Below are 26,480 nucleotides of genomic sequence, written 5' to 3' on the forward strand. Positions count from 1 at the left end.
CGGACCAGATCCTTCGCCGGGATCTCCCCGGGCAGGTTCGAGATCCAGTACTTATCAGGTGCACAGGCGGCTGTTGGGGCCGTCCTGGTCACCGGCGCTCTCGTCATTGAACCAGTAGTCCCCCGCCGCCAGGTACCGGAATGAGTGCGTACTCGCGGGAGGCAACTCGACTGTGACAGCCCGCTTTCCGTCCTCGCGCGGGCGCAGGGTGTGGACGCCGGGCCGCCAGTCGTTGAAGTCACCCACCACGCTGACCGGTCCGGGCGGCGTGTCGGTAGGAAGGATGAAGGTGACCTCGGTGCGGTCCTTGTGCAGCATGCGCTCCAGCATGGGGATCGGCTCCTGACGGCGAAGGGGGATGGGGTACGCCCATCCTGCGCATCTGCGCCCCGGCCCGCATTCCGGCGCATCCGTACCAGGCCGAGCATCACCCTTCCGCCACGCCCCGTATCCGAGATGGTGCGAAACGTGCTGCTTCGTGTCAGCCTGGCGGCAGGAATCAGCACCCCGCGCAGCAAGGGAGTCGCCGTCATGGGCGGTAGGCAGGACAAGCGCCAAGAGCCGGGCAAGGGCCGCGAGGAGCAGCAGCGCCCTCACAGGCCCGGCCAGGACCCGGTCCATCCCGAGCCCGGTGCCCCGGCCCGCGGCAAGAGCCCCGATGAGATCAAGCGCCGCGAAGACGACCCGCTGCGCGAGGAACGCGACCTGCGCGACGAGGACTTCTGACAGCACAGCCTCCCACGCACGCAGAGCCCGGCCAGGCGCCCCGAGGCACCCCGGCCGGGCTCTGTCACACCCTGCAGCCAAACCCGGACTGTGTCCCGGCAAGGGTGGTGAACCCGGCCAGCGCCGCCGCGGCGGCACGCTCTGGATGACGGGCATGGGGACGGCGCCGGCGGTGAGTCGGGCGAATGGGGAAACGAGTGCGCCGGTGGAGGAAGCTGGAGGCGGCGCCGATAGGGCGGAGGCGGCGCTGGCGGCCTGGCGGGTGCGGTTCATGGCGAGGGGCGAGGGGCGCGGCGGTCAGCGGTCCCACAGCGGTGAGACTGCGCCGGCCCTGCGGCCCCCGGCAGGGCCGGCGCCTAGGTCAGCCTTCGGTGTACTTGAGGGCTTCGTGTACCGCGTTGGATGCGTTGGGCTGGGACATGGGGATGCACAGGGTGAACAGGGTGTCCTCGAAGGCCTGGCGCGCCGTCGGATCGGTTGGGGCGGTGGTCAGGTGGAGGCAGGCGTCGTAGAAGCGGCCGAGGGCCAGCTCTGCGTCTGCCTCGAGCGGCCTCAGAGGGGGTCCGGGCGTTGTGATGGCGGTGTGCGGGGTGCGGGCGGCCTGGACCGCTTGGCGCAGAGCCCGTTCAGCGTGGGCCGGGGCGTGCAGGCCCCGGGACGCGGCGAGCATCACGTCAGCCAGCACGGCCGCGGACAGGCCGGAGCGTGCGGCCGCAGCGGTCAAGATCCGTTCGGCGACGCGGGCTGGGTCGGGGGTCGTCACCATCAGGGTGCCCACCGCCCATCCAAGGGCCTGCTCCGGTGGCACCCCCGTGTCCGCAGGACGCAGGGTCTGGGGCCGGCCGGCCGGCCGGTCAGGGGAGGGGACACGCTCACGGGGATCGCCGGCCTTCGGGCGGACGCGGTCAGGTCGGGAAGGGGCGCGGTCACGGGGGTCACCTGCTTTGGCGGGCGGGGGGCAGGCGAGGAAGGGCGTGGTGTCGGTGAGCTCGAGGAGCCGCTCCACCGGGCGGCTGGCCACGGTGATCCGCAGGCGGCGGCCGGCTCGCCGCGCGGTGTCGCGGATGGCCAGGAGGGCGTTGAGGCAGGCGCAGTCGCAGAAGGCGACCTGCTGCATGTCCAGGAGGAGGGTGCCCCGGTGGGAGGTGGGGGCGAGTATCGTCGGCACCTCTCCGACCCACGTCAAGAATTACCTGAAAAACAGGACGTATATATAAAAATCTGGGCAGACTCAAGGCATGGCTGAAGGACTCCCCAGAACCTCCTGGACGTTCCTGACCAGCCACGCACACGTCCTGCTGGCCCTCGCCCGAAACCCCGGCGCTCGCCTGCGCGACGTCGCCGCCACCTGCGTGCTGACCGAACGGACCGTCCAGTCGATCGTCGCCGACCTGGAGGCGGACGGGTACCTCACCCGGGTACGCGAAGGCCGCCGTAACCACTACCGCATCACCGCCGGAGCAAAGTTCCGCCACCCCGCCGAAGCCGGCCGCGACATCGCCGGACTCCTCGCCCTCTTCACCGAAGACCCGCCAGCCCGCCCACCACCACACGGCTGAGCGCCCACACTGCCATCCGGATACCCACCGGGGTCCCCGGCCGGCCTGCGCATCTCGCCCCCGGCGAGCAGTCCAGGCCCGCGTACGGCACGGTGGCAGGGCGATGAGAGGTACACGTAGGGGCCCGCCGCAGGGCGCGCCCCGCCAGGGACTCGCACGGCCTCCGGCGCGGAGCGCTCCCGACCCGTCCGGCTCCCCCGCACCGCTCCTGGGCCGACCCCGCACAAGTCACTACCAGTGCAGGCAGCCTGCACGCCGCACTGATCAGCCCAGGCCAGCCAGCCCACCACCGATCACACACACCACGCCCGTACATTGGGGAGCTCGTGATCAGGGATCCACTGGGCGTGGGTGTCCGGCCCGCAGGCAGGTTCGTACTCGTCTGTGAGCTGCGGCTATCGGCGCGTTCCACCATGTGCCGGACGAAGTCTGCGGAGGCATTCCGGATCGCGCGGTCGGGGTGCGCGGCGGTCCGGCGGTGCATCGCCGGGGAGATCCGGCGCCCGACCCTCAGGCGGTTTGCGGCCGCCGCCCCCGACCGCCGTGGGCGTGGACGGGGGGCGACGAGCACTCGAGCGAGAACGGTTGAATGGAATGCGGCAGCCGCAAAGCCCTGACCGGGACTCGGGTAGGGCCGTCTGAGCGGACCGGGTGTGGACCCGTGCTCATTGAGGCCGCATGCTGCTGATTCCCGGCCGGGCCCGGCAGCGTCGCGGGCCCGAGGTAGGCGCGAAGGCCCGGCATGCCAGGCAGGGCGGGGAGGGGGTGAGGCCGCCAGAACCGGGCGTACGGAGGTGGGTGCGCGTCGCCTCGTACGAGGACGGCAACAGGTCGGCTCCGTGCAGTGACCCCCATCGCGGCCGGGGTGATGCTGCCGTCGTGGCCACCGGTCTGGCGGGACGCGCAGCCGGAGCGGAACGCGACTCGGACGGCTTCCTCGCCACTGACGACACATGGGGGGCGAAGCCCTTGGCGGCGGAGTTCCGCGGCCACCCGCCCGAACGCCGTCTGGCTCGACCGGCTGCGGGAGACGGCTGCTTCGAGAATCAGGTATTGGACAGTCAGGTGAGCGGCCAGCGCCAGCACCAGGGCGGTGATGACGACCGCGCGTGGCAGCGCGGTGCCGGCCAGCCACATCAGGCCAAGCGCTGCCGGGAGCAGGAGCAGCGCGTAGGCGGGCAGCAGGAAGCGCGGTGCCGCGTAACCGACCAGGAGCAGGTATGGCGCGGCCAGGGCCAGTCCGACCACGGTGGGTACGAGGACGAGGGCCCTCTTGCGTGCCCGGGCCGCGGCCACGACGCCGCCCGCGGTGAGCAGCGGCAGAACGAACCACCACGCAGCGGCGAGCGGTTCCCGCAACGGCACATTGCAGGGGCGGCACAGGGTCCGCCCCTGCAGCGCCCGTACATGGTCGTCAAATGCGAGGTGCCATCCGAGGTGCCCCTGGATCTCGCCCGCACGGCTGAGCCGGGCGGGCAGACCGCCGTAACGGAGGTACGCCTCGATGACCCATTCGGCGCTGCCGAGGGCCGCTCCCGCAACTAGCACGAGCAGCACGGCCGGACGCCGCCACGCCCGAACGGACAGTGCGGCACCGAAGAGCGGCAAGAGGAGCCAGAACGCGTCGCCCGGCCGCATGAGCGCGGTGAAGGCCACAGCTGCGCCGAGGCCGGCCAGCGCCGCACGGTCCGTACGGTCCTGCGCCGCTAGCAGGAAGCAGCCGACCGCGATCAGCGCCCCGTACGCGACCCACAGGTTGGGCATGGCCTGCGAGCCGTAGAGCATGGTGATCCACAGTCCGGCGAAGAGCGCACCCGCAAGAGCGGCGACATAGGAGGAGAGGAGCCGACGCCATACGCACATCGACAGCAGGAGACCGGCTCCCGAGAGGACGGCAAGATAGACGCGGAGCGCCTGCAGCGAATCCGTCAACGCCACGACGGGAGCGACAAGAAAGGTGATGCCACGGGCCCGCGGGGCGCTGAAGAACGCGGCAGGGGCATGCGGGCTGACCTGGCTGACATAGACCGTCTCGTCCCATCCCAGACCGGTCCCCGGCACGACGAGTAACAGCTGGGCGACGGTGTACGCCGCCGCGACGCCAACGGGCCACCGGACATCACGGACCATCGCCCGGTATCTGCGGGAGCGGGGCTGCTCTGCTCCCGGGCTGCCCGCTCTGGCTGATGTCTGCGTCACGGCTGGACCCCACTGGTCTTTCGGGAATCGGACCTCGCGTTCGACCACCACGGTGCCGCCGGACAGCAGCCCCCGCATTCCGCGGTACGGCACTCGGACCAGTGCCTGCGGCTGCGGCTTGTCGCACGAGTGCCAGGGCTGTCACCAGGAGGAACCGGAGCCCTCGTCCGTGCTCGAGAACACCGGCTGTGTCCTGCGCACCGGGATGGCGGCCATGCTCGCTGGCCGGCTGCATCCACCACGGCTTGCGCATGATTTCGCGCATCTGCTGAGAACGACGTCGTGCCTGCTGAGCCAGCCGCCTCCGCCGTGTCGGGTGCCGTGCGTTTCGTACCCTTGATACTGATAGTTCTGTGAGCATGAGCGCACGCTGCCGTCTCAGAAGAATCCTGGCCGGCGTCGCGGCCGCCGCAACCGCGACCGTATTCCTCGGCGCCTGTGGCTCGGCGCGGCCCGCTTCGGCCCCTGGCGCCAAGACTCCTCCGGCGTCTTCTCGCGTTTCACGGCCGGCCCCGAGCCCCACACCCTCTCCGATTCCTCAGAAGCCACACCCCGTCGACTGCCGAAAGACTCATTGCGTCGCTCTGACCTTCGACGCAGGACCCGGCCCCGACACGACCCGACTGCTGGACGTCCTCAAGGCCAAAGGCGTCAACGCGACGTTCTTCCTACTGGGCAAGAATGTGACCCGCCGTCCCGACCTGGTACGGAGAGAGGCGTCTGAGGGGCACGAGTTGGCCAACCACACCTGGACGCACCGGCTCCTGACCGAGGCATCGGCAGAGGAGACCCGCCGCGAGCTCGTCCTCCTCCAGGAACGTGTCAGGGAGCTCACCGGCCGGGCTCCCACCCTGATGCGTCCGCCTCGGGGATTGACGAACCCGAGTGTCGCCGAGGTCTGCCGCTCCCTGGGTCTCGCGCAGATTCTGTGGTCCGTCACAGCCAAGGATTACCGCGACCACGATCCCGAGGTCATCACGAGCCGTGTGCTGCAAGGGGCCCAGCGCAACGGGATCATCCTCTTGCACGACGTGTACCCGGGCACTCTTCCCGCCGTGCCCGGGATCATCGACGGTCTGAGGCGGCGCGGCCTCACCCCCGTGACCGTCTCCCAGCTCTTCGCCCCCCACCGGCCCGAACCGGGCCAGACGTACCGGAGGTACGAAGAGATCTACGAGCGCCAGCGCAAGGCGCACTCTTCACGCCGGATCCGGGTCGAGCACGGCATCGCGCCCCTGAAGAACTGGCGGGCACTCGCCCGCCACCACGGCCGACGCGAGCAGCTGACCGACACCATCCAAGCCATCGCCGGACTGCTTTCAGACCAGCAGACTGCCACCCGCGGACCCGGTCAGCCACAGTGACCACCGGGCCGACCTGCACCTTTCGACATCGCACCGCCAACCATGCACGAGCTCGTTGGGGCAACCTGGATCTCAACGCCCTTCCCTGCCCGCTCTTTACCGAGGCCGGAGGTTAAACGGCAAACTCAGTGCCTGTCTGCGATCGGCTCGGGAGCGGCTGGGGTGTGTCAGCGACGTCGGGTAGCTTCGTCGACATCGAAGGACAAGGAAGATGACATGCAGATGGCTGGTGCCGAGGTCTTCTCTTGCGCCGTGTGCAGCGCCCGGTTGTCCGCGCCGGTGCGCGAGGTGCACCCGCCGGCGGAGGGCGGGGCCTGGACGCCGCTCGACTCGCCTGTGGACCCCTGCCCGCCCAGGATGGCGGCAGGCACCTTCGCCCGCGACCCGCAGCCAGGACGCATCACCTGGAGCTCGCCGCCCAAGGGCTTCAGGATGTCCCGGGCGGGGCACGGGCCAGGGGTCGACCTGCTGTTGAGCCCCGGCGACCTGGCCGGTACTACGAAGATCCTCAGCCGCTGGGGAGGTTGCTGCGGGCCAGGCGGGCAGGACGGGCCGAATCTGGCCTGCTCGGGGTGCGGGGCCGAAGTCGGACTCTGGATCAGCGACTGCTACACCTGGCTGGAAGTCGTCCTCAACGGGCGCCTGGTCAGCCGTTCTCCATACCTGGCGGAGCACACCGAGGAGAACGCCGACAGGTGACGCCGATCCGGATTCATGACCGATTAGTCGGCTCCGCTGACATCCGCACCAGTGGATCGTCCCCCGGGTCAGAGCCCGGGCCCGGCAGCGCCCCGGCGCTCAGCGTGAGCTTACTTCCTCCGACACGGGCACCCGTGGCGCACCCGGGCCCAGAGTGGCGGACGGACGGTGTGCCGCGGCCCGGTAGGCGGTGAACAGCACGATCAGCAGCCCCATCGACGTCAAGATGTGCGCGGCTTTGCCGTAGCCGAAGCCGGCCGCGGAGACCGCCACCGCGAGCAGGGACCCATCCGGCGACAGTCCGGGGCGAGGGCGGACGGGCGGTCACAGGCCGCGGCGAGATGCGCTTCTGCCCCGGACTCCGAGCGGAACTCCATGGCGGGTAGATGTCGGGACTGATGTGCGGTGTCGGTCGTCTATCGGCGGCTGCGGGTTCGATGTCGGTGGCTTGTCGGCGAGGTCCGGCAACGTTCCAGAGACGGCCGCCGGAGCCCACTGGGCGGTCCCGATCCCCAGGAGCCACCATGCACATGCCCGTCACGATCATCGGCGCCGGACTCGGCGGACTCACGCTGGCCCGCGTCCTGCACGTCCACGGAATCCCGGTCACGGTCTACGAGGCGGAGTCCTCCCCGACGGTGCGCACGCAGGGCGGGATGCTCGACATCCACGACTACAACGGGCAGCTCGCCCTCAAGGCGGCCGGTCTGATGGACGAGTTCCAGGCCATCGTCCTGGAGGGCCGCCAGGCGCTGCGGGTCCTCGACCTGGACGGGACTGTCCTGCTCGACAAGGCCGACGACGGCACGGGCGGACGCCCCGAGGTGCAGCGCGGCGAGTTGCGACAGATCCTGCTCGACTCGCTCCCGGCCGGCACCGTCCGGTGGGGGCACAGGGCCGGCAGCACCCGCGCCCTCGGTGAGGGCCGCCACGAGGTGACGTTCGCCGACGGCAGCACCGTCGTCACCAGCCTGCTGGTCGGCGCGGACGGCGCGTGGTCGCGGGTCCGGCCGCTGCTCACCACCGCCACACCTGAGTACGCCGGCACGTCGTCCGTCGAGACGTACCTGTTCAACGCCGACACCCGGCACCCTGATGCCGCGAAGGCGGTCGGCGGCGGGATGCTGATCGCGCCCGCGCCGGGCAAGGAGATCTTCGCTCACCGGGAAAGCGGCGACACCCTGCACACCTACGTCATGCTGGCCAGGCCGCAGGACTGGTTCGCCGCCATCGACTTCACCGATCCCGCCGCGGCCACCGCGCGCATCGCGCGGGAATTCGACGGCTGGGCACCGGAACTCACCGCCCTGATCACCGACGGCGACACCCCGCCGGTCCTGCGCGCCCAGTACGCTCTGCCCGCCGAGCACCGGTGGGACCGCGTGCCGGGGGTGACCCTGATCGGCGATGCCGCCCACCTCGCGCCCCCGAACGGCGAAGGCGCCAACCTCGCCATGCTCGACGGAGCCGAGCTCGGCGAGGCCCTCGCCGCGTACCCCGACGACATCGAGGCCGCGCTCACCGAGTACGAGCGGGCCATGTTCCCCCGCAGTGCCCAAGTCGGCACTTTTGAGGGTGGCGAGGTTCCGGGAATGGACGCCGAGTACAACACGGCCCAGGGCCTGATCAACATGATCACCGAGAAGGGTCAATGAGTCGCGCGGCACCCTCTGATGCACTCCGTCCCGCCCTCGCTCAAGCCCACTTCGCCGCAGCCCGGTGACTCCCGAGGGATGCTCCGTTGCCGATCGGCCACGGCACTTGTGGTCTTCACTTGGCGGGTGAGCGGTTCACTTCGCGACGTGAGCAAAGGGCAACGCCCATGAGACGGCCGGTCTTCGCTGACGAACCGGCGGGCGGCAATGCGCACCCGCTGCAAGGCCGCCGTTTACAGGCCAAGGGCCAGCAGGATCGTTACCGTCGGCGGGACCGGCGCAACCCACCCCGCCCAGCGGCCCGCCCTGGCCAGGGCGGGGTGGCGTCGGCACAGCCAGAATGCCGCCACGAGCAGTGGAGTAGCCGTCCAGGACCCAAACCAGCAGACCGTGACGACCGCCACGGTTTGAGGATGAACCTCCGCGGCCATCCCGGCAAAGGCCCCGAAGAGAAACGCCATCGGAATCAGGGCCAGCGCCAAGCTCGTGACCCACCGCAACACCACGTCGGTGACAGGGGTCGCGGCGGCGCGGTCGGTGGTCAGGAAGGGAGTCGTCTCGTGCATGGGAACAGCCAATCGGCTCCGGCGCCGATTCGCTTGCGCGGGCGTACTCAGGTCGGCAGGTCTTCTTACTCATCCTGCCCAGGCAGCTGTCCGGGCGTCGAGACCGGGCCGTCCCACGGAGCTGCGGCCTGTGGCAGGACGCCCGACCATGGTCTACCCGGTCGAATGGGCGGAGGCCGGGCCGCCCGTCGCCTACCGCGTGCAGGAGCGGGTGCCGGGCAGCCACGGCAGCCTCGGGCGCCTGGTCCCGAGGCCGGTCGGCGGCCGGGAGCTGGCCTTCGCCACCGAATGTCTCCCGTACGTGCCGGACCCGGCCGACCTCGCCGAGTAGGCCGGACCCGGCACGTATGTGCCTCGACACTGTGTACTTTGCCCGGCACGCGAAGGGCCGGACCAACCCGGTCCGGCCCATCGCCGTCCCAAGGGCGACACCCACTAGAGCCTGTCTCTTGGAAGTGCGGTGCGCATGGTGCTGCATGCCGGATCGGAATCCTGTGGCAGCAGCGCTCGCCCCGCAGTGGCGGATCGAGCGGGCCGAGGGCCTCGACGAGGCGGCAGCGCTGCTGCCTGGCTTTGACCGGGCCTCCCCCACCGGGATGACGATGACCGATCCGCTCCACGGCTGAATCCACGGCGGACGTGGCCGGGGCGGCGGGCGTGGCGTCGGGATTTGTGCGGGTTGTCGGGTGATGATGGCGTAGTGCGACTTGATCACGTGTCCTATGCGGTGGCCCGCGACAGCTTCGTCTCGACCGTCCAGTGGATCGGATCGGCCCTCGGCGCCGGGTTCGTCGACGGGGGCGTGCACCCGCGATTCGGTACCCGCAATTTCATTCTCCCGCTGAGCGGCGGCACCTACGTCGAGGTCGTCACCACACTCGACCACCCCGCCGCCGACCGCGCGCCCTTCGGCCAGGCGGTCGCGCGCCGCGCCGCCGAGGGCGGTGGCTGGCTCGGTTGGGTGGTCTCCGTCGACGACATCGCCCCGGTCGAGGCCCGCCTCGGCCGCACCTCGGCCGAGGGCCACCGTGTCCGCCCCGACGGGTTCGACCTGAGGTGGAAGCAGATCGGCCTGCTGGAACTGATGGAGGACCCGCAACTGCCCTACTTCCTTCAGTGGTTGGTCCCCATCGAGGAGCGCCCGAGCGCCGACCCGCGCACCTCCACCACCATCCACGGGGTCTCCATCTCCGGCGACGCTGCCTCCATCGCAGAATTCCTCGGCGAACCGGCCGACCACCCCCTCGAGCAGATCGACGTCACCTGGGTCGAGGATGAGGAACCGGGCCTGGTCTCGGTCGAGTTCGCCACCGCCCACGGCCCGGTCACGATCTGACCAGGGCCCGACAGCCTCGCGGGAGCAGCTGGGTGGGGTCTCCTCGCTAGCAAGGTCCTGCGCATGGGCTCGCCCACGAGGGACTGGCCCATCGCGGTCCTCGCCAAGTACGGGCACACCGGGATCCAGATGCGTGACTCGCTGACGTCAACCTCGCCGGTCCGGTACACGGCCGGCGCCGCTCCCGGCCCGCGCTCCACGAACGCCTCGCCGGTCTGGAGTGAGGCGGGCGCGTACGACGACGGGTAGCGGTAGACGGGGAGCCCGGCTCGCCCAGCCACCTGAGGCTTACCGACTTGGCCAGCCGAGCACGCTGTCCGTGATGGTGGCCGGACTGGGCAGCTTCCCCCGACCGTTGTCGTGACTGAGAGCTGAGGCCATGATGACGGCACGCTGGGGAAGCGGCGCGACCCGGTCACCATCTACGGGAACGTGGGCGCGATCCACAGCCAGGTCAGCAACAGCAACATCTCCGTGACCGACACGGTCACCAACATGGGGACCACCATTCAGGCCGTCGCCGACCGCGGTGAGACCGGTGCCGCCGACGCCATCCGCGCTCTGGCCGGGGGCCGTTCAGCACGACCCCGGGCTCACCGAGGATCTGCGAGCGCAGCTCCTCGACCACGTTGCGGACGTCGCCGACGCGGCGGCCGTGCCGGACGAGCCGCGCAGGCTCTGCCGTGCCAGGGCGGCCATGGCCGCGATCGCTGCCGGAGCTGGCACTTCGTCCTAGCTGGCTCAGACTGTCTGCACATGGCAAGACGTCCTCGGCCGGTTGTTCTGAAGGCTGCCTGAACCCTGATCCGCGGATGTCCACCTCGCCGATGGTGCATCAGGGCCTGGGCGGACAAGCTGCGCACGCTGGTCCCGAACGCCGAGCGAATGCGCCCGCTGCTTGAGCCCGCTTGAGCACGGAAGCCGCCTCACCGCGTACGACGTTCCCGCCCTTGAGGAGCGCGATGCGGTGCACGATGCATGGGGTCCGCGTACAACGGCTCCCGCGGCCCTGGGCCGGAGCACCCCGCTCAGCGTGGCGGGGTGGTCAGCCAGGACTTGACGACTTCCGCCGGCACCGGCACCGGTGCGTACGGCCGCTGGTCGCGCCCTGCTGCCGCAGATCATGGAGCGGGACCGCCTGCGGCACACCACCGATGCTCCGAGCTGCCCGATTCGGCACCCGCAATAACCGAGAAGACGCTGTTGCCGCGCACTCAAGCTGTGGTCCGCAGGGCAGCCAGCTGCGTGACAATGGCCGTCGTCCCAGCTACCCGGGCCGCGCGTTCCGGCCAGGCTCGACGCAGGGCGGCGGCCTCGGTCGCCGAGGCCTGGCGGCGGCGCTCGGCGCGGGTCTGTTCGATGGGGGCCGCCCGTCGGCAGTTTTATACCTAGGCCGAGGGAAGCGGCGCACGGGCGACGCGGAGCGCCGCCCTGCGACGATCCGACGCGACTACCACTGTGCGAAAGGCGTCCTCGTCGCAAGCTCGGGAGCGGCTCGTCGTAGCGCGGCCCCGAAGTCACCGGCCAAGCCGGTGAGAAGTTCCAGTGCTGCCGTCCGCGACAGGACTTCCATGTCCGGCTCCGGGCGCCATGCGGTGCCCGAGACGCATCGGATCTCCGTGGTGTCGCCTGCAGGCACGAAAGTCAGGCGTCGCTCGATCCCCTGCCCGTAGAGGTCGATCCCAGCGGAACGGCCCGACTGCAGTTTCTCGATCGCCTCGGGGAGCTGCTCGATCACCGATGAGAGATCGTACGAAATGTTGACCGGCCATTCCTCTTGGCCGAACCCCGAGACGACGAAGCGTGCATCGGTTTCGGCAAGCAGCTGACATGCATCCATGGTCAGCGACTCGTAGTCGTCCGAGAGCTCGACTTCCACCAGATCGGGCGGCAGTTCCGCCGAGGGGGATGTGAGGGCCATCCTCATTTAACTTCACCGTCATTTCACTATCGGGACTGCTGTCTTATAGGTTCCGTCAGGTTTGGGAACCATGCGGACGTGGGTCGGTTCCACGATCGAACCATCGGTCCCCTCGCGTTCGTCCTGACCGCCGGGGAGGCCGGGGACAGCCCGCAGTTCATCCACGTGCTCGAGAAGGTGCGGGTCCGTCTGCCGGTCGGCCGTCCCCGCACCAGGCCCGGCGCCGTCGCCGGCGACAAGGCCTACTCATCTCGCGGCAACCGCTCCTACCTGCGCAGACGCGGAATCCAGGCAGTCATCCCGGAAAACGGGACCAGGCTGCCAACCGCAAGAAGAAGGGCGCACGAGGCGGCCGGACCATCAGCCACGACGCCGACCTCTAACAAGCTGAAGGCCTGGCGCGGCATCGCCACCCGATACGACAAAACCCCAGACAGCTACATCGCCGGCCTCCACCTCCGCGCCGCAATGATCTGGATCGACGACCTGCTCAAGACCACCGAATGATCACGACATCACACAGGCCCTAGCACCGACGAGGCGCGCCGGGCATTGGCCGAGGGGGTACCCGCCTGCCCGCACTGCCGGTCCGACGCCGCACTCGGCAGGGAATGACGCGGCCCAGGACACGGCGACCGGCACACTCCACGGCCTGCCCCCAGGGGTTACGGGGCGGTTCGCTGCTGGTCGCAGCGGTGGGCGAAGACACGATCGGCGCGGCGGCGATGGTAGACGGCCTCGGGCCGGATGCCTGCAGCAACCGCTGCTTCGCGCACCGCGACCCAGGGGCGTAGGTGCCGAAGAAAGCTTCCCAGTCATCGGCGCCGGGCGTGGTGTCCGGGGTGCACACCCGCCCCGGCAACCTCCCGGCAGATCGTGGTCACCGAAGACACCGACGGCGACGGCTTCGCCGACATGGTCGCCCTCAACCCAGACGGCCTTTGGGTCTTCTCCCGATACACCGGAGCCGGCTTCACCAAACAGAAGAAGATGGCCGGCGCAGTCTTGAACCCCCGCGACGTGATCTTCCGCGACGACACCAACACAAGCCACGGCCTTCTCCTGCGCAAGGGCAAGGCAGCCGCGAACGGCGGAGTCGACCTCGCCTCCCTGTCCGCCGCCGCGGACTCCGAAGGCGGACAGGACTACACCTACGCCACGACCGGCTGGGGCCGCACCACCATCCCCATGCTCCTCAGCACACCCGACACCAACGGCGACGGCATCCCCGACATCCGGGCCGTGGACACCCTCGGCAACCAGTGGCTCTTCCAAGGAGGAACCACCACGCTCGGCGGCGCATCCGGCCGGGACGAGGACGGCTGGAACAAGTTCCTCACCATCGGGTGACCCCACCCGACGGCACAACAGGACACCCCACGACGGCGCCGGCCGGGACAGAGCTCCCCGCCGGGCGCCGCCGCATCCGGACGGCTCCCGCTGCCTGGCGGCCGGCTGAGTGACCGCCGTCGCTGCCGGCGTGTGCACTGTCAGGGGAGCGATCATGGCGTCAGCGCGGCGCACGGCAGACACCGCCTGACCCGGCTACCGTGAACCAGCGTGGAGGCATTCTTCCAACGGCCCGAACTCGTCGAACTCCTGCACCTCCTCGACAACCCGGACCCGGACCGCCGCGGCGTCCTGCTTCTCGGAGACCCGGGGGTCGGCAAGTCCGTGCTGCTCCAGCAGCTCGAAGCCGCATTGGACAGCCGGCTCCGAGTGGCCTACCTGGTCAGTCTGCGAGACGTCGATGTGTACGATCTCCCAGCCCGGGTCATGAGCGAGATGATGCACGCAACGAGGAACCCCTATGACGTCCACGTGACGCTCCTCCGGGAATCCGGAGGCGGCTCGCTCCAGCAGACCACAGCGACACTGAACCAGATCGCCGAGATGCTGAACCTGCCCGTGCTGCTGTTCGACGGCCTCGACGAGTCGGGCTATCCACAACGGACGGCCGCCGCCATCGAGGAGCTCAGCCAAGGCCTACACGGCTGGAAGCTCGTCCTGGCATCGCGCCTGACCGACATCGAAGTACGCCGATTCCACGACTGGGACGTACTTCGTCTCGGGCCCCTCAGCGAGGAGGACATGGTCGCCCTGCTGCGGCAGTCCGCTCCGTTCCTCCGCGAGGACGTCGTACGCGACATCGTCAAGCGGGCGGAGGGAAATCCACTCCTCGCGCGCCTGGACTCGGCCCAGGCCACGCAGCACGGCGAAACAGCAGGGGTGGAGTCCGCGAACAGTCTCGAGGACCTCGCCGAAGCGCGGATCGATGCCGCCCTCAGCTCTTCCCCGGACCGGGCCCTGGCCGGTTTGGTCCTGGAAGAGCTCGCGCTCGCTGGCGGCCAGGACTGGATTCCCATGCTGGCCGGGAAACTACGGATCGCAGAAAACGAAGTCCGGACGGCACTGGACCACCCGTCGGTGGCCAGCCTGCTCACCGTCGACGAGCAGGCCGGGACCGTGGCGTTCGCCCATGCCTCTATCCAAGAAGCCGTGCTGTCCCAGCAGGTCTTCGTACGGCCATTCCAGCTGGCCGAGCTTAGATTCGGAGCCGAGGAGGCCGAACGGGACGACCTACTCGACGAGAGTTACGTCGGACGGCACAGCCTGGAGCGGATCCTCGTCCACGAGCGGACCATCGTCATCGGCGACCGCGGCTCGGGCAAGAGCGCCATCTTCCGCAAGCTTGCGGAAGAGCAATCCATCGAGGCCCTCCCTGTAGACGACGTCACCGACCTGCTGCACCGCATCGTCGACAAGGACACCCCTCCAGACGCCGACGCACTGCGCGCAGCCTGGCTCGTGGCCATTGCAGCCACGGCGGCTTCGGCCATCCCCGCAAAAGCACCGAACGCGCTGCGCCGCAACGCCTCGGGGCTGCGGGCCGCACTCGGCCTGCCCACCGAACCACCCGGCCTCACCCGGCAGACCATGCACCTGCTCGCCCGCCTTCTGGGCGGTACGACGCTGAAGTTCGGGGTAGGGCCTGTCGACTTCGAGGCCAAGCTTCCTGTCGGCGCCCGACCCAACAGCGGCTTCCTCGACGTCGACTCACTGCTGCAGGAGACGGACGCCCTGCTCGAACAGACCGACCGGCACGTCGTGGTCCTCCTCGACCGGATCGACGAGGCGTTCAAGTACGACCGGGGCCGACAGGAGGCCCTGGTCCAGGCACTGCTGCAAGCCGAGGCCCGGGTGATCCAGCTGGCCCGTATCACGCTCGTCGTGTTCTTGCGGACGGACCTGTTCGAGCTGTACGACATCCAGGAGAAGAACAAGTTGGTCTCCCGCTCCCTCGTGCTCGAATGGTCGGAAGAAGACTGGCTGCAAGTACTGATCCGCAGGGTGGGGCCTTGACCCCGGATTTTGAACACGTCTATGCGGCTTGGGCCAGGGTAGTTGCTGCTGGTCGGAGGGTGTTCTCGTAGGCGATCGGAGACCGCTGACCGAGGCGGGAGTGCCGGCGCCGGGTGTTGTAACGGGTCAGCCAGCGGAAGGCGTCGAGCCTGGCCTCACGCTCGCTCGACCAGGCCTTCCGGCCTTTGAGCGTCTCCCTCTTGAAGGCGGCGTTGAAGCTTTCCGCGGCGGCGTTGTCCGCGCTGGACCCGATCGCGCCCATGCTCTGCAGGACCCCTGCTGACCTGCAGGCTTCAGCGAAGGCCCTACTCGTATATTGCGAGCCGTGATCGGTGTGCATGATCGCTCCAGCCAGGCTCCCGCGGGTTCGCTCGGCGGCCGCCAGGGCATCGGTGACGAGCTCGGCTCGCATGTGATCGGCGATCACCCACCCGGCCAGCCGGCGTGAGGCGAGGTCGATGACGGTCGCGAGGTAGAGCGGCTTCGCGCCACTGACCGGCAGATACGTGATGTCTCCTACGTACTTCGTGTTCACTACGACCGCGGTGAAGTCACGGCCGATCAGATCCGGCGCCTTCGCCGCGGCCTGGTCCGCGACGGTGGTCTGGTGCCGGCGGCGCAGACGGACCCCCTCAAGTCCGATGGTCCGCATGATCCTCGCGACGCGCTTGTGGTTGACCGCCGGGCCGCCCTCGTCACGGAGTTCGGCAGTGATTCTGGGGGCTCCGTAGGTGCCGTCGGAGTCCTGGTGAACCTTGCGTATCCGAGCCGCGAGCCCGGCCTCGACGTTCTGCCGGGCCGCCCTCGCGGCCGCGGTGCGGCGCCAGTAGTAGAAGCTCGAGCGGGAGAGGCCGAGGATGTCGCAGAGCCGCTTCACGCCGTGACGGCGCTGGTGATCTTCAACGAACTGGCAGCGGTTCACCAGCGCGTCTCCGTCGCGAAATACCGGGCCGCCTTGCGGAGAATGTCGCGCTCTTCCTCCAGCTCACGGATCCTCTTGCGTGCCGCGGCCAGCTCCGCCTGAACGTCGTCACCGCCATCCCGGGCAGCGGCCGGCGGTGCGGAATGGGCGCCGGGCCGGCGCCCGTCGGCGGCCCGGATCCAGTTTCGCAGTGTCTCGGTGTTCACCCCGAGATCAGCCGCGACCGACTTGATCGTCGCTCCCGGCCTCGACCGGTACAACGCGACCGCGTCCGCCTTGAACTCGGCGGGATAGTGCTTCATCCCCACGGGGACTCCGTTCTCCTGGACCATCAAGATCCAAGTGTCTCCGGTGTCCAAAACCCGGGGTCAAGGCCCGTGTTCGCCAACGAACCATTCGACCGGCTTGCACGACGGCTGCGCGTCACCGATGACAACATCGAGCTGCGCGCCGCGCTTGAGGTGCTGTTCCCGCCCGAGATCGAAGGTCAGCCCGTCGACCGCTGGCTCGTGGACTCGCTGCGGAACGGCAACGGTGACATCTCCCCACGCCTGGCCGTGCTGCTCCTGCACCTGGCTCGGGACCACTCGCCGCGACCCGACGCCCCCGTCACCGCACTCCCGCTGTTTACCGCCGATACGGTGCAGCGCGCCATGACGAAACTGTCCGACCTGAGCTTCTACGAGGTGGCGAACGACTTCAAGGTCGCGCAGACCTTCGTATTGAACTGCCGGGCCGGCAAACTCACGAACTTCACCCTGTCCGAAGTGCAGCAGCTGTTCGAGGGCACGGAAGGCAAGATCGGTGACCAAGTCCGCCTCCTGGAGCGCCTGGGCTTCCTTGAGCGCGTGGTGGAGCAGCGCGGCACGCAGACCAGGTCGACGTTTCGGATTCCGCGGCTCTACACCCGATGCTGGGACTACGCCTGATACGTGGCAGGGCCAGCTTCCGGCTGCGGAACGAACACTGATGCGGATCTCGCTCGACCAGCATCATCAAAGGCTCGATTCCCGGGCCCTCACGGAGGTCCGCGCCACCGCAACCCCCGCTGCACTGCACCGTCGCGAACGGAGCGGGCAAGTCTCCACAGGCCCCGCCAGGACCCGGTCCATCCTGAGCCCGGCGCCCCGTCTCGCGGCAGAGCCCAAGGCACCCCGGCCGGGCTCTGTCATGCCCTGCAGTCAGATGTGGGCTGCGCACCGGTGAGAGGGCGAACGGGATGACGCGGAGGCCGACGGTCCCGGGCACCCTGCGGTACGCCTCGGCTACCGCTGGCCTCACCCGGGGCGCCGTCGGCGAGGTCCGCGCCGGGACCGGATCGGCGGGATGACCCGCACGAGCGGCTCCAAACCGAGGCTGTCGTGCATGTTCTCGCCCGAGATACCGAGGTCTCCGGTTCGGTGTGGCTTCCTCTCGTGGGCCCGGTCGCCACTCATGCCCGGAATCTCGTGGCGGTCTGGGTCGCGGACAAGCGCCCGGCCGCAACGCTGCACCAAGAGGCAGACGAGTCAAGGTCCTTCGGGGCCTGAGCCGCCCGATCAAGGGGTCGTTCTCGTGTCGGTCCCTTCGGCTTCCATGAAGGTGACCCAGTGATGCGGGTGGTGCGTATGCGGGGGCATCCGGAGACTGGGCTTCCGCCGCCGGGTCAGCCGTTGACGTGGAGCGGGAGAGGCGCTGCGTGCGATGAGCTGGACCGGGTCAGCCTGTCAGTCGGGCGAGCGCCAGGGCGTGAGCGCGGTCGAGGGAGTCGGCGGCAGCGCAAGGGACGTCCGGCTGCACACCGGTGCCCTCCCAGTTCGTGCCGGAGACGGGGTTGACGGCACGGCCAAAGGGGACGGTGACCTCCAGGTGGGGGTGCACGGTCCAGCCCTGGCACGGGTGTGCGCCGCCGCGCGTGGGCTCGCCGACGACTACGGCGCGGCCGAGCTGCTGGAGGTTGTACGCCAGCTCCTCGGCGGCGGAGAACGTGCTGTCGCTGGAGAGCACGTACAACGGCTTGCTGCCGCCGAAGCGCGCGCCGGGAACGTGCGGCAGGCTCCAGGACTGCTCGATGCGCTCGCCGCCGCGCCAGTGCATCGTGTTGAGGTGGGTGCGCTCGTCGAGCAGGTAGCTGCAGACGAAGGCGACCGTGTCCGGGTCGCCGCCCCGGTTGGCGCGAAGGTCCACGATCAGCGCCTGGGCGCGGGAGGCCAGGGTGAGCGCGGCGCTCAGTGGTTCGGCGGCCCACTCCAGCGGGAACAGCATCGGTGCCAGCTCCAGCACGGCGACCCCGCCGTCGAGCAACTGCATCCGGGGCGCGCCGCCCAGCGAGGTGTCGAAGTCCCGGCGCATGGCGTCCAGGGTGGCTGCCCCCTGCTTCGGGGGCACCGGGGCGGCGTGGTGCTTCAGTCTCAGGTGTCGGTCGCCATTGACGGACTGCAGGTCCGCGGTGACCAGCCGGGCGAGTTCCTCGGCGTCGTTGACGTCGTAGGCGCCCTCGGTGAGGCGTCGCTGGAGCAGGCCTGCGAGTTGCTCGGCTATATCGGGGAACACGTAGTGCTCGGTCAGCAGTCGGACTGTCTCGTCGATAACAGGGGCCGTGAGAAGCTTCGTTGGAGTCGTCATGGCAGGGAGTAGAGCACGGCCCTTGCCAAAGCGTCAAAGAGTTTAGACACTTTGTGTATGCGTGATCAGCCTCTCCACCTGCCGCCTCCTGAGGACGTCCTGGAGATCGGTGCGCCTGAGCAGTTCGCGGCGCTCGCCCACCCGTTGCGTCAGCGGTTGCTCTTCGCCCTGGGCCACCGGCCCGCCACCACCAGCCAGCTTGCGGTGCAGCTCGACGCGCAGAAGGGCAACGTGGCCCACCACCTCAAAGTGCTCCGCGATGCCGGGCTGATCCACATCGCCGCGACCCGCCAGGTCCGCGGCGGCACAGAGCAGTACTACCAGCGCACGGCCCGCCGCATGGTCGTCGCCGAACCACAAGCGGCAGGCACCGCGGCGATGCTCGCAGCGTTCGCCCAGGAGCTGGACCTCTCACCCGCCGAGACCCACCTGACGCTGCGCCACCTGCGCCTCAGCCCCGCGAAAGCGAGGGAACTCGGTGAGACCCTCGCCCAACTGGTCGACGAGGCCGAGGAAGACGCGCAGGACCAGCCCCTGCACGGCGTGTTGGTGGCGCTCTATCAGCAGGCCCTGCCGACCGATGGACTGTAAATCGTTCGGTGCAACTCCCGATCATGGAGGATGCATCGATGACCAGTGAGAACGTGACCGAGGCCGAGATCGGCGAGACGGCCTAGCCTCGGCCGGCGAGCGTGGTGGATGACCGGTTGATCCCTGAGTTGGTCTCCGGACACAGGCAGAGGGCCTGCAGCTGACCGGCGAGGGCGGACTGCTCCAGCAGCTGACGAAGCGGCTGCTGGAGTCCGCCCTGGAGGGTGGAGCTCAGCAACCATCTCGGCTATGACAAGCACGATCCTGCCAAGGGTCTGACACACCGGTGACGTTCAGGCCCACCTCGCGGAGGTCCATGGCGCCGAGGTCTCCCGCCAGACGATCTCCACGATCACCGACAAGGTGCTCTAGAGCAGGGTCGAGTGACAGAACCGGCCGCTGGACGGGGTCTGTCCGGTGGTCTTCATCGACACCATCCACGTAAAGATCCGCGACGTTGCCGTCGCCAACCGGCCCATTTGCCTCGCTCTGGCCGTCACTGTCGAGGGCGGCGCGAGATCCTCGGGCGGTGGGCCGGCGACGGCGGCGAGGGCGCAAAGCACTGGATGCACATCCTCACCGAGATCAAGAACCGCGGCGTGAACGACGTCCTGGTGCTTGTCTGCGACGGTCTGAAAGGCGTGCCCGAGGCGGTCGAGACCGTCTGGCCGAAGACGATCGTGCACACCTGCGTGATCCACCTGCTGCGGAACTCCTTCCGCTCTGCCGCCCGCCAGGACTGGGGCAAGACCGCCAAGCTCCGCAAGCCCATCTCCACGGTGCCGACCGAGGAGGCCGCGCTCTGGTGGTGACCACCGCCTCCGGGCCCGCGCCGGACCGTACGGAATGCGGTTCGGCCCTACCAGCGGTGCGGGGAGAGCCGGCGGGCGTCGACGGTACGGGGCTCACCCGCGGGGACCCGTACCGGGTGTCGGTGAGGCGCTGGCTGGGCCTGACGGTATCGGCGTGCGCCGGGTGGCTGCGTCGGTGAGTACCGAGAGCGAACGGCGGGGTTCCTGGCATCGGTTCGCCGTCGAGAGCCCCAGAGACGTCGATGAGAAGTAGCAGTTTCTGGGAGCGCTGAGTCCGGTCGCGATGGCGTTTCCCGCTGGGTGGTGCAGGCCGTGAAGACGTACGCAGCAGGTCATGAATCGGCGAGCACCGTATCGCCAAATCCGATCGACACCCTGATCGTGATGGCGTTAGCTGGCCGGCATGCCAGAGCTGCGTACCGATCGTCTCCTTCTCCGCCGGTGGCGGGAGTCCGACCTCGAACCGTGGGCGGCTATGAACGCCGATCCCGAAGTCCGAGAACACCTGGGTGAACTGCTGACGCGGGAGCAGAGCGATGCCGCGGTGGCACTCATGCAGGCCGAGTTCGACCGGCGAGGTTTTGGGTGGTGGGCGCTCGAAGCACGGGAGACCGGTGAGTTCATCGGCCGCGTCGGCTTGGACGAGGTCGGCGAGGACATGCCATTCGCGGGGGTGGATATCGGTTGGCGGTTGGCACGTTCGGCGTGGGGTCACGGTTACGCCACGGAGGCCGCCCTGGCTTGCCTGGCCTTCGGCTTCGAGGCCCTCGGGCTGCCGCAGGTCGTTGCATCGACGACCGTCAACAACCTCCGTTCCCAGGCAGTGATGCGCCGGATCGGCATGTCCCGGGACACGGCCGACGACTTCGAGGATCCGAGCGCGCCCAAAGGGCCGCTTCGCCAGTGTGTGTTGTACCGGATGCTCCGTAGAGATGCCCACGGGCTACACCACGCGGCGTGACACGACCCTCTCGTTGTGCAGCAGACCCGTGCTGCCGGAGCAAGCAGATGGATGCTCTCAAAACTCAGTTCTGGAACACATTCCGTGAGAGGCAGGCTGTGGGGCGGGCGGCGGCCTTGGTGCATGTTTGCGATGTGGCGGCAATTACCCCTGGGGTAATCGCACCGGCCAAGCACCCTCAGCTACGTTCTGGTCATCCCCCCGGAACGAAGGAGCCCCATGGTGTCCGCTTATGGCTTCGCTCATCTCCGCAGCCGCCGGAATCACTCAGACATCATGGAGTACCTAGAGCGCATCCAGGCGACCCTCGACCCCTTCGCGGGCCGTTTCGTCATCCACGGTGCGCCGGCCGAAGTCGTGGAGGGGACGTGGCCCGGCAGCATGGTGCTGATCGAGTTTCCCAGCCTGGCTGAAGCCCGTGCCTGGTACGACTCTCCCGCCTACCGGGCCATCCTGCGCCTGCGTACCGACCACATCGAAGGCGACTTGCTGCTGATCGAGGGCGTCGGGCCCAACTACGACCCGGCCGAGCGGGCTCGGACGTTGCGAACAGAAGCGGAGCGAGCGGGCCAGTCGGGCATGTAGTCCTGGCAGCCGCCTCTTCCGGCACTGCGATAGTTCGCTGGTTGTTTTTCCTAATCAGTCACTCTCTGAGCAGCAAAGTCATCGGGCGGCGGTGAGAAGTACCCGTTTGCGGAGGAGTGGGAGCTTGGCGCGGCCGAACATCTGGCGCTTGACCATCTTGATGTGGTTGACGCGGCCTTCGACGGGACCGGAGTTCCAGTGAGTCGTCAGGCCCTGGACGACGGCCTCCCAGTCCTTCTCCAGGCCGGTGGCGAAAGAGCGAAGGTTGGGAAGTTCCTCGGCTCGCGCGCTGACGGCCCAGTCCTTGAGATGCTGGCCAGTGCGGGTAGAGAGGATCTCGGCGAAGCCGCGAACGAGACGGTGGGTTGCAGCGAGTTCCAGGCAATGAGTGAGGACTTCAGTCAGCTGCCGGCCCTCACTCTCCGAGAGCTGGTCGGGGTGTCGCATGATCCACCCGGTGACTTGCCGAACCGTTGGCGGCGCGGGCCCGACGACGCGGATGCGGCGTCGGCGTCGTGGCCGCAGGTAGTCACTGATGATCTGGTAGCTGCCGCGGTAGCCGAGGGCCTGGAGCTCGGAGTGGAGCTGGATCGCGTTGGTGAGTCCTTCTGCCCAGCGTTTGTCCAGGTGGGGCTTGTAAGGGTCGAGCTGGCTGGGCCGTGGTTGCCGCCGGCCGCCGAGCAGCTCCTCTGGATTTGCCGCGCGGGCACATCGCCGGACCGTGTTCCCGCGTCAGCCCCCCGACCTGCTCGACGAACGTACGACGCCCACACCGGTCGTTTTCGCAGTACAACCGCCGTACGGTCAGCTTGATCAGAACTGGCTGGTCGCCAACCGGGGTGTCGGCCAGTCGACGTTCGTAGCAGCTGTGCACGCGATCCGACGGAAGCCCACAGTCCGGGCACGAAACACTGCCCTCCAGGGTCCTCGCCACGATGTGCACCACCCCGCACTCCGTGAACACTCGCTCCACCAGCACCGCGTTGAAGTGCGGAAACAGCACTGTTATGAGGTCATCACACCGCACCACGGTCCCAGATGACGCCGGGTCACCGTGGCAGAACCCAGGTGATCGTCTTCACGGAATGTGTTCCAGAATCCAGAACTCGCTGATATAGCCGGCCGGGCATTGCTGTATGGCAGGCCAGGTGGGGCCTGCACAGCCATGGATTCGATTCGGTTTGACCATGCACACTCGGACCGTGAGTGAGGTTCAGCCCCACCAGCCACCCGCGCCATCTGGTCCCAGTTGGCGACGCTCGGCCACCGCCGGGACATCGACCTCCGCAGCACCGACCTGCGCCACGCTGATCTGAGTGACGGAAACCTGGCGAACGCGCAGCTCTCGGACAGCGATCTCCGCAACACCTACCTGTATAACGCCAACCTGAAAACCCCACCTGAACCATGCCGACCTACGGGACGTCAATCTTCGCAATTCGGAAGTAGCGGGGCAAGTATCTTCCTGGTGGGAGCCTCGGGAGGGCAGGGCCCTGATCCCCGCGAGTTCGCGGAAACTGGGGCTTCTTCAGCGGGGACCCGAGGGTCCGAGGGTCCGAGACTCCCATTGCCGGTGGTTGACCCATGGGTTCGTGGCGAACTCGCGGGACCGGCTTCGAGGTCGGCTTGGAGGAGCTGCCTAGTGCTCTGACCGCATTGGTTCACCGGGTTGCGGGTCATGCCGCGTTGGCATGGAGGCGTCCGCTCCATCGGATGCCCATCCGCAGTGCCTTTCCGGGCGAAGGCCTACTTTTCGCGCAGGCTGGCAATTTCGGCGGCCAGCACAGCCATGTCGCGGACGTGCGTGTAGTACTCGGCCGCGTACTCGTCGTCGATCGCCGGGAGGACCCTCGCGAACACCGTCGTCAGCCGCGTCAAGCCTGCCCGGTGCTGCTCACTGAGTGGGCCTTCACGAACGACGGCTGCATAGCCATAGATGTCCGCGTCGAGCAACACCATGTCCTGGCCTTGGACGTCCAGGCCGCGGAAGCCGGACGGGAACGGCCTGGCCGTGTGCTCGGCCATCACTTGGGCAAGCGCGTCGAGCTTTTCTTCAAGCATGTGGGAGATCCTGCCAGACACGGGCTCGCGGCTTTGGACCGGATGCTCCGGCAGGCCCCAAACACACGCGACCCGGCGGACTTAGACGCCGTTTCTTATGGCCCGATCGTTCGTTGAGCCGTGCATGACGGATTTGGTTGAGCGGCTGGTGCCGGATGAGTTGTGGGTGTTGTTCCGGCGAGTGGTGCCGCCGACAGAGGTGATACGCCCGCAGGGTGGGGGCCGGCGGCGGGCGGGTGATCGCGAGACACTGGCGGCGATCATCTTCGTGGCGACGTCGGGCTGCACGTGGCGGCAGCTTCCACCGGTGTTCGGCCCGAGCTGGCAGACGGTCTACCGACGCTTCGCCCAGTGGAGTCAGGCCAGGGTCTGGGCCCGCCTCCACCGCATCATCCTTGACGAACTCGGCTCCCGCGGCGAGCTCGACTGGTCGCGGTGCTCGATCGATTCCGTCAGCATGCGGGCCGCAAAGGGGGGCCACTGACGGGACCGAATCCGACCGACCGCGGCAAGCCGGGGTCGAAGATTCACCTGATCACTGACCGGAACGGACTGCCTCTGTCGCTGGGCATCTCGGGCGCCAACATGCACGACAGCCTCGGCCTCGAGCCGCTCGTACGCGGGATCCCGCCCATTCGTTCCCGCCGCGGCCCCCGCAGGCGACGGCCGGCGAAACTGCACGGCGACAAGGGCTACGACTACGACCACCTGCGCCGATGGCTCCGCAAGCGCGGCATCCGCCATCGCATCGCACGCAGGGGCATCGAGTCCTCGCAGCGGCTCGGCCGCCACCGATGGGTCGTCGAGAGGACCGTGTCCTGGCTCGCGGGCTGCCGCCGACTTCACCGCCGCTACGAACGCAAGGCTGAACACTTCCTCGCCTTCGTCGGCATAGCCGCGGCCCTCATATGCCACCGCCGCCTCACCAAATGAAACGACGTCTTATGCGGTCAGGGCACTAGTAGGGCTTGGTCAGGTCGGGGCTGGGGTGGGTATGCCGCGTTGACAGGTGGGGCAGACGCCGGTCCATGTCGCGAGGAGGGTCTGTAGCTCGCGGACGATTCGGTAGAGGCTCAGGCCGGCGCCGTGTCTTTTGGGGCTTGGGCCAGTCGTTGCAGGGTGCAGAAGGCATGCGCGACGGAGACGAGGGTGACGTGGTGGTGCCAGCCGTTCCAGGTGCGGCCCTCGAAATGGGCCAGGCCCAAGGCCTGCTTCATCTCGCGGTAGTCGTGCTCGATGCGCCAGCGGAGCTTGGCCAGGCGGACCAGGGTGGTCAGCGGGGTGTCTGCGGGCAGGTCGGACAGCCAGAACTGGACCGGCTCGGCCTGGCCGGCGGGCCATTCGGCCAGCAGCCAGCACTCGGGCAGTTCCGGGCCGTCAACGGCCTGCCGGGTCTGGCGCCCGGCAGGCCGGATCCGCAAGGTGACGAACCGCGAGTACATCCGCTTGAAGCCACTGCGGCCCGTGCCGGGCCGGGAGCCCTCACGCCACTGCACCGGTTTCGCTGCCTTCCGGCCCGCCGCGATGACGAGCTGTTTCACCGACCGCGGCGGGTCGGGGTACTTCGCCACCGGCGGGCGCCCGGTCCCGGAGTACGGTTCGGCGACTGGCACGGCTTCGCCGGGCTGGGCGGAGAGGGTGGTGGAGATGCCCACCACGTAGTTGAGGCCGCGGGCCTGCACGCCGTGCCGGAACGCCGCCGCGTCACCGTATCCGGCGTCCGCGATGGCCAGCGGCACCTCGATGCCCCACGAGCGGGTCTCGTCGAGCATGTCGAGTGCGAGCTGCCACTTCTCCACGTGCCCGATGTCGTCGGGAATGCCGCAGGCGGCGCGGCGGGCGACCTTGTCCGGGTCCGCCTTCACGGACTCGGGCGCCCAGTTTTCGGGCAGGAAGAGCCGCCAGTCGACCGCCGCTGAGGCATGGTCGGAGGCCAGGTGCAGGGACACGCCCACCTGGCAGTTGGTGACCTTGCCGGCAGTGCCGGTGTACTGCCGGGACACACACGCCGAGGCGTTGCCGTCCTTGAGGAACCCGGTGTCGTCGACGACCACCGCGGTGGGTCGGATCGCCTTTTCCATCCTCCAGGCCAGCCGGGCCCGCACATGCGCCGGATCCCAGGGGCTCGTAGTCACGAAGTGGGCCAGCGCCTGCCGGTTCCCGTCCTCACCCAGCCGGGCAGCCATCGGCTCGACCGACTTACGCTGCCCGTCAGTGAGCAGACCCCGCAGGTAGACCTGCCCCCACCGACGCTGGTCGTTTCTCGCGAACGGCTCGAAGACCTCTGCCGCGAAGTCCTCCAACTCGGCACGTACGGATGCGATTTCCTCCGGTGTCACACGTCCTCAACGCCACACCAAACCCCCAGGACACGCAACACCAGCCCCGACCTGACCAAGCCCTACTAGCCGAGTCCGCGTAACGGATGGCGGTCTTCTCGTCGATGCTGAAGACGAGCGCGAGGTGGAGGGGATCGGTGCCATGGGTGAAGGCCTCTTCGAGCTGTCGGTCAACGCGCAGCCGCACCAGGGTGTCGGTCAGACCCCTCGGTGTTCC

28 protein-coding genes and 4 pseudogenes are annotated in these 26,480 nt (G+C 68.7%); 20 read left to right on the forward strand and 12 right to left on the reverse strand.

All coding sequences use genetic code 11. From position 1 onward, the window contains the following. Window positions 1-54: 54 nt before the first annotated feature. Window positions 55-330: an isoamylase early set domain-containing protein gene (locus tag AB5J51_RS02110; protein WP_369776555.1), complete on the reverse strand. Its 276-nt coding sequence runs from the start codon at window positions 328-330 to the stop codon at window positions 55-57. A 138-nt stretch (window positions 331-468) separates the two neighbouring features. On the opposite strand from AB5J51_RS02110, the gene AB5J51_RS02115 reads away from it, so the two are divergent. Beyond that, entirely contained in the window at window positions 469-726 is a 258-nt protein-coding gene (locus AB5J51_RS02115; protein ID WP_234381891.1) for a hypothetical protein, read from the forward strand. 361 nt (window positions 727-1,087) lie between these two features. On the opposite strand, the gene AB5J51_RS02120 is transcribed toward AB5J51_RS02115, so the two are convergent. Next, on the reverse strand, window positions 1,088-1,894 hold the full coding sequence (locus tag AB5J51_RS02120) for an STAS domain-containing protein (RefSeq protein WP_369776556.1): 807 nt from the start codon (window positions 1,892-1,894) through the stop codon (window positions 1,088-1,090). 70 nt (window positions 1,895-1,964) lie between these two features. Between AB5J51_RS02120 and AB5J51_RS02125 the strand changes: the two genes are divergently transcribed. Next, window positions 1,965-2,285 (forward strand): helix-turn-helix transcriptional regulator, encoded by a 321-nt coding sequence (locus AB5J51_RS02125; RefSeq protein WP_369776558.1) that lies wholly within the window; start codon window positions 1,965-1,967, stop codon window positions 2,283-2,285. A gap of 510 nt (window positions 2,286-2,795) precedes the next feature. Here the strand turns inward: AB5J51_RS02125 and AB5J51_RS02130 are convergent. After that, window positions 2,796-4,415 (reverse strand): hypothetical protein, encoded by a 1,620-nt coding sequence (locus AB5J51_RS02130; protein ID WP_369776559.1) that lies wholly within the window; start codon window positions 4,413-4,415, stop codon window positions 2,796-2,798. A gap of 428 nt (window positions 4,416-4,843) precedes the next feature. Here AB5J51_RS02130 and AB5J51_RS02135 point away from each other — a divergent pair, with 428 nt between their 5' ends. The 3 genes from AB5J51_RS02135 (at window position 4,844) to AB5J51_RS02145 (ending at window position 8,202) form a co-directional block, all read left to right on the forward strand. After that, a complete protein-coding gene (locus tag AB5J51_RS02135) occupies window positions 4,844-5,848 on the forward strand; it encodes a polysaccharide deacetylase family protein (protein ID WP_369780198.1) in 1,005 nt (334 codons plus the stop codon). 216 nt (window positions 5,849-6,064) lie between these two features. Continuing rightward, a complete protein-coding gene (locus tag AB5J51_RS02140; protein ID WP_369776560.1) occupies window positions 6,065-6,547 on the forward strand; it encodes a hypothetical protein in 483 nt (160 codons plus the stop codon). Window positions 6,548-7,071: 524 nt separating this feature from the next. Then, a complete protein-coding gene (locus tag AB5J51_RS02145; protein ID WP_369776561.1) occupies window positions 7,072-8,202 on the forward strand; it encodes an FAD-dependent oxidoreductase in 1,131 nt (376 codons plus the stop codon). 233 nt (window positions 8,203-8,435) lie between these two features. On the opposite strand, the gene AB5J51_RS02150 is transcribed toward AB5J51_RS02145, so the two are convergent. Beyond that, entirely contained in the window at window positions 8,436-8,768 is a 333-nt protein-coding gene (locus AB5J51_RS02150) for a hypothetical protein (protein WP_206310874.1), read from the reverse strand. Between the two features lie 130 nt (window positions 8,769-8,898). Here AB5J51_RS02150 and AB5J51_RS02155 point away from each other — a divergent pair, with 130 nt between their 5' ends. The 4 genes from AB5J51_RS02155 to AB5J51_RS02170 all read left to right on the forward strand — a co-directional run bounded on the left by AB5J51_RS02155 (window position 8,899) and on the right by AB5J51_RS02170 (window position 10,353). Next, a complete protein-coding gene (locus AB5J51_RS02155) occupies window positions 8,899-9,099 on the forward strand; it encodes a hypothetical protein (RefSeq protein ID WP_369776562.1) in 201 nt (66 codons plus the stop codon). Window positions 9,100-9,262: 163 nt separating this feature from the next. Beyond that, window positions 9,263-9,394, forward strand: coding sequence for a hypothetical protein (locus AB5J51_RS02160; protein WP_369776564.1), 132 nt, complete (start codon window positions 9,263-9,265; stop codon window positions 9,392-9,394). A 74-nt stretch (window positions 9,395-9,468) separates the two neighbouring features. Continuing rightward, window positions 9,469-10,104 carry a VOC family protein gene (locus AB5J51_RS02165; protein WP_369776566.1) on the forward strand — a complete coding sequence of 212 codons (636 nt, stop codon included), beginning with the start codon at window positions 9,469-9,471 and terminating at the stop codon, window positions 10,102-10,104. A 63-nt stretch (window positions 10,105-10,167) separates the two neighbouring features. Further along, window positions 10,168-10,353: a hypothetical protein gene (locus tag AB5J51_RS02170; RefSeq protein ID WP_369776568.1), complete on the forward strand. Its 186-nt coding sequence runs from the start codon at window positions 10,168-10,170 to the stop codon at window positions 10,351-10,353. A gap of 1,201 nt (window positions 10,354-11,554) precedes the next feature. On the opposite strand, the gene AB5J51_RS02175 is transcribed toward AB5J51_RS02170, so the two are convergent. Next, entirely contained in the window at window positions 11,555-12,025 is a 471-nt protein-coding gene (locus AB5J51_RS02175) for a hypothetical protein (protein WP_369780417.1), read from the reverse strand. A 42-nt stretch (window positions 12,026-12,067) separates the two neighbouring features. Between AB5J51_RS02175 and AB5J51_RS02180 the strand changes: the two are divergent. From AB5J51_RS02180 to AB5J51_RS02195, 4 genes and pseudogenes are all read left to right on the forward strand, one after another. Beyond that, window positions 12,068-12,532: pseudogene (locus AB5J51_RS02180) on the forward strand (transposase); the annotation flags it as partial. A gap of 18 nt (window positions 12,533-12,550) precedes the next feature. Then, a pseudogene (locus AB5J51_RS02185) lies at window positions 12,551-12,640 on the forward strand (DUF6233 domain-containing protein); the annotation flags it as partial. A 261-nt stretch (window positions 12,641-12,901) separates the two neighbouring features. Further along, window positions 12,902-13,375 carry a hypothetical protein gene (locus tag AB5J51_RS02190; RefSeq protein WP_369776570.1) on the forward strand — a complete coding sequence of 158 codons (474 nt, stop codon included), beginning with the start codon at window positions 12,902-12,904 and terminating at the stop codon, window positions 13,373-13,375. A gap of 210 nt (window positions 13,376-13,585) precedes the next feature. Continuing rightward, the gene (locus AB5J51_RS02195) at window positions 13,586-15,388 is read left to right on the forward strand and encodes a P-loop ATPase, Sll1717 family (RefSeq protein WP_369776571.1); all 1,803 of its coding nucleotides are present in this window, start codon (window positions 13,586-13,588) and stop codon (window positions 15,386-15,388) included. Between the two features lie 19 nt (window positions 15,389-15,407). Here the strand turns inward: AB5J51_RS02195 and AB5J51_RS02200 are convergent. Continuing rightward, window positions 15,408-16,618 (reverse strand): IS3 family transposase gene (locus AB5J51_RS02200; protein ID WP_369776330.1). Its coding sequence is split into 2 segments (ribosomal slippage): window positions 15,408-16,327 and window positions 16,327-16,618, totalling 1,212 coding nucleotides; the frame shifts between segments, so codons are not numbered across the junction. A gap of 69 nt (window positions 16,619-16,687) precedes the next feature. On the opposite strand from AB5J51_RS02200, the gene AB5J51_RS02205 reads away from it, so the two are divergent. Next, window positions 16,688-17,239 (forward strand): hypothetical protein, encoded by a 552-nt coding sequence (locus AB5J51_RS02205; RefSeq protein ID WP_369776572.1) that lies wholly within the window; start codon window positions 16,688-16,690, stop codon window positions 17,237-17,239. A gap of 351 nt (window positions 17,240-17,590) precedes the next feature. Here the strand turns inward: AB5J51_RS02205 and AB5J51_RS02210 are convergent. Together AB5J51_RS02210 and AB5J51_RS02215 are read right to left on the reverse strand one after the other, a co-directional pair. Beyond that, window positions 17,591-17,698: pseudogene (locus AB5J51_RS02210) on the reverse strand (IS5/IS1182 family transposase); the annotation flags it as partial. A 310-nt stretch (window positions 17,699-18,008) separates the two neighbouring features. Next, window positions 18,009-18,914 carry a S41 family peptidase gene (locus AB5J51_RS02215; RefSeq protein ID WP_369776574.1) on the reverse strand — a complete coding sequence of 302 codons (906 nt, stop codon included), beginning with the start codon at window positions 18,912-18,914 and terminating at the stop codon, window positions 18,009-18,011. A gap of 57 nt (window positions 18,915-18,971) precedes the next feature. On the opposite strand from AB5J51_RS02215, the gene AB5J51_RS02220 reads away from it, so the two are divergent. From AB5J51_RS02220 to AB5J51_RS02235, 4 genes and pseudogenes are all read left to right on the forward strand, one after another. Then, window positions 18,972-19,505 (forward strand): transcriptional regulator, encoded by a 534-nt coding sequence (locus tag AB5J51_RS02220; protein ID WP_136227677.1) that lies wholly within the window; start codon window positions 18,972-18,974, stop codon window positions 19,503-19,505. 148 nt (window positions 19,506-19,653) lie between these two features. Continuing rightward, a pseudogene (locus AB5J51_RS02225) lies at window positions 19,654-20,305 on the forward strand (transposase); the annotation flags it as partial. 415 nt (window positions 20,306-20,720) lie between these two features. After that, window positions 20,721-21,278: a GNAT family N-acetyltransferase gene (locus AB5J51_RS02230; protein ID WP_369776575.1), complete on the forward strand. Its 558-nt coding sequence runs from the start codon at window positions 20,721-20,723 to the stop codon at window positions 21,276-21,278. Window positions 21,279-21,500: 222 nt separating this feature from the next. After that, window positions 21,501-21,863 (forward strand): DUF1330 domain-containing protein, encoded by a 363-nt coding sequence (locus AB5J51_RS02235; protein WP_369780199.1) that lies wholly within the window; start codon window positions 21,501-21,503, stop codon window positions 21,861-21,863. 78 nt (window positions 21,864-21,941) lie between these two features. Here AB5J51_RS02235 and AB5J51_RS02240 read toward each other — a convergent pair whose 3' ends face one another. After that, entirely contained in the window at window positions 21,942-22,310 is a 369-nt protein-coding gene (locus AB5J51_RS02240) for a transposase (protein WP_369776576.1), read from the reverse strand. A gap of 82 nt (window positions 22,311-22,392) precedes the next feature. Next, window positions 22,393-22,893, reverse strand: a complete 501-nt coding sequence (locus AB5J51_RS02245; protein WP_369776577.1) for a transposase family protein — start codon at window positions 22,891-22,893, stop codon at window positions 22,393-22,395. 219 nt (window positions 22,894-23,112) lie between these two features. Between AB5J51_RS02245 and AB5J51_RS02250 the strand changes: the two genes are divergently transcribed. Continuing rightward, a complete protein-coding gene (locus AB5J51_RS02250) occupies window positions 23,113-23,514 on the forward strand; it encodes a pentapeptide repeat-containing protein (protein ID WP_369776578.1) in 402 nt (133 codons plus the stop codon). 95 nt (window positions 23,515-23,609) lie between these two features. Here the strand turns inward: AB5J51_RS02250 and AB5J51_RS02255 are convergent, their stop codons facing one another. Further along, window positions 23,610-23,924 carry a hypothetical protein gene (locus AB5J51_RS02255; protein ID WP_369776579.1) on the reverse strand — a complete coding sequence of 105 codons (315 nt, stop codon included), beginning with the start codon at window positions 23,922-23,924 and terminating at the stop codon, window positions 23,610-23,612. A gap of 124 nt (window positions 23,925-24,048) precedes the next feature. Between AB5J51_RS02255 and AB5J51_RS02260 the strand changes: the two genes are divergently transcribed. Continuing rightward, window positions 24,049-24,857 (forward strand): IS5 family transposase gene (locus AB5J51_RS02260; protein ID WP_369780200.1). Its coding sequence is split into 2 segments (ribosomal slippage): window positions 24,049-24,406 and window positions 24,406-24,857, totalling 810 coding nucleotides; the frame shifts between segments, so codons are not numbered across the junction. 140 nt (window positions 24,858-24,997) lie between these two features. Here AB5J51_RS02260 and AB5J51_RS02265 read toward each other — a convergent pair. Further along, window positions 24,998-26,263, reverse strand: coding sequence for an IS701 family transposase (locus AB5J51_RS02265; protein ID WP_369776581.1), 1,266 nt, complete (start codon window positions 26,261-26,263; stop codon window positions 24,998-25,000). Window positions 26,264-26,480: the final 217 nt, after the last annotated feature.

Source organism: Streptomyces sp. R33 (genome assembly GCF_041200175.1).
In the GTDB taxonomy this organism is placed as follows: Bacteria; Actinomycetota; Actinomycetes; order Streptomycetales; family Streptomycetaceae; genus Streptomyces; species Streptomyces katrae_B.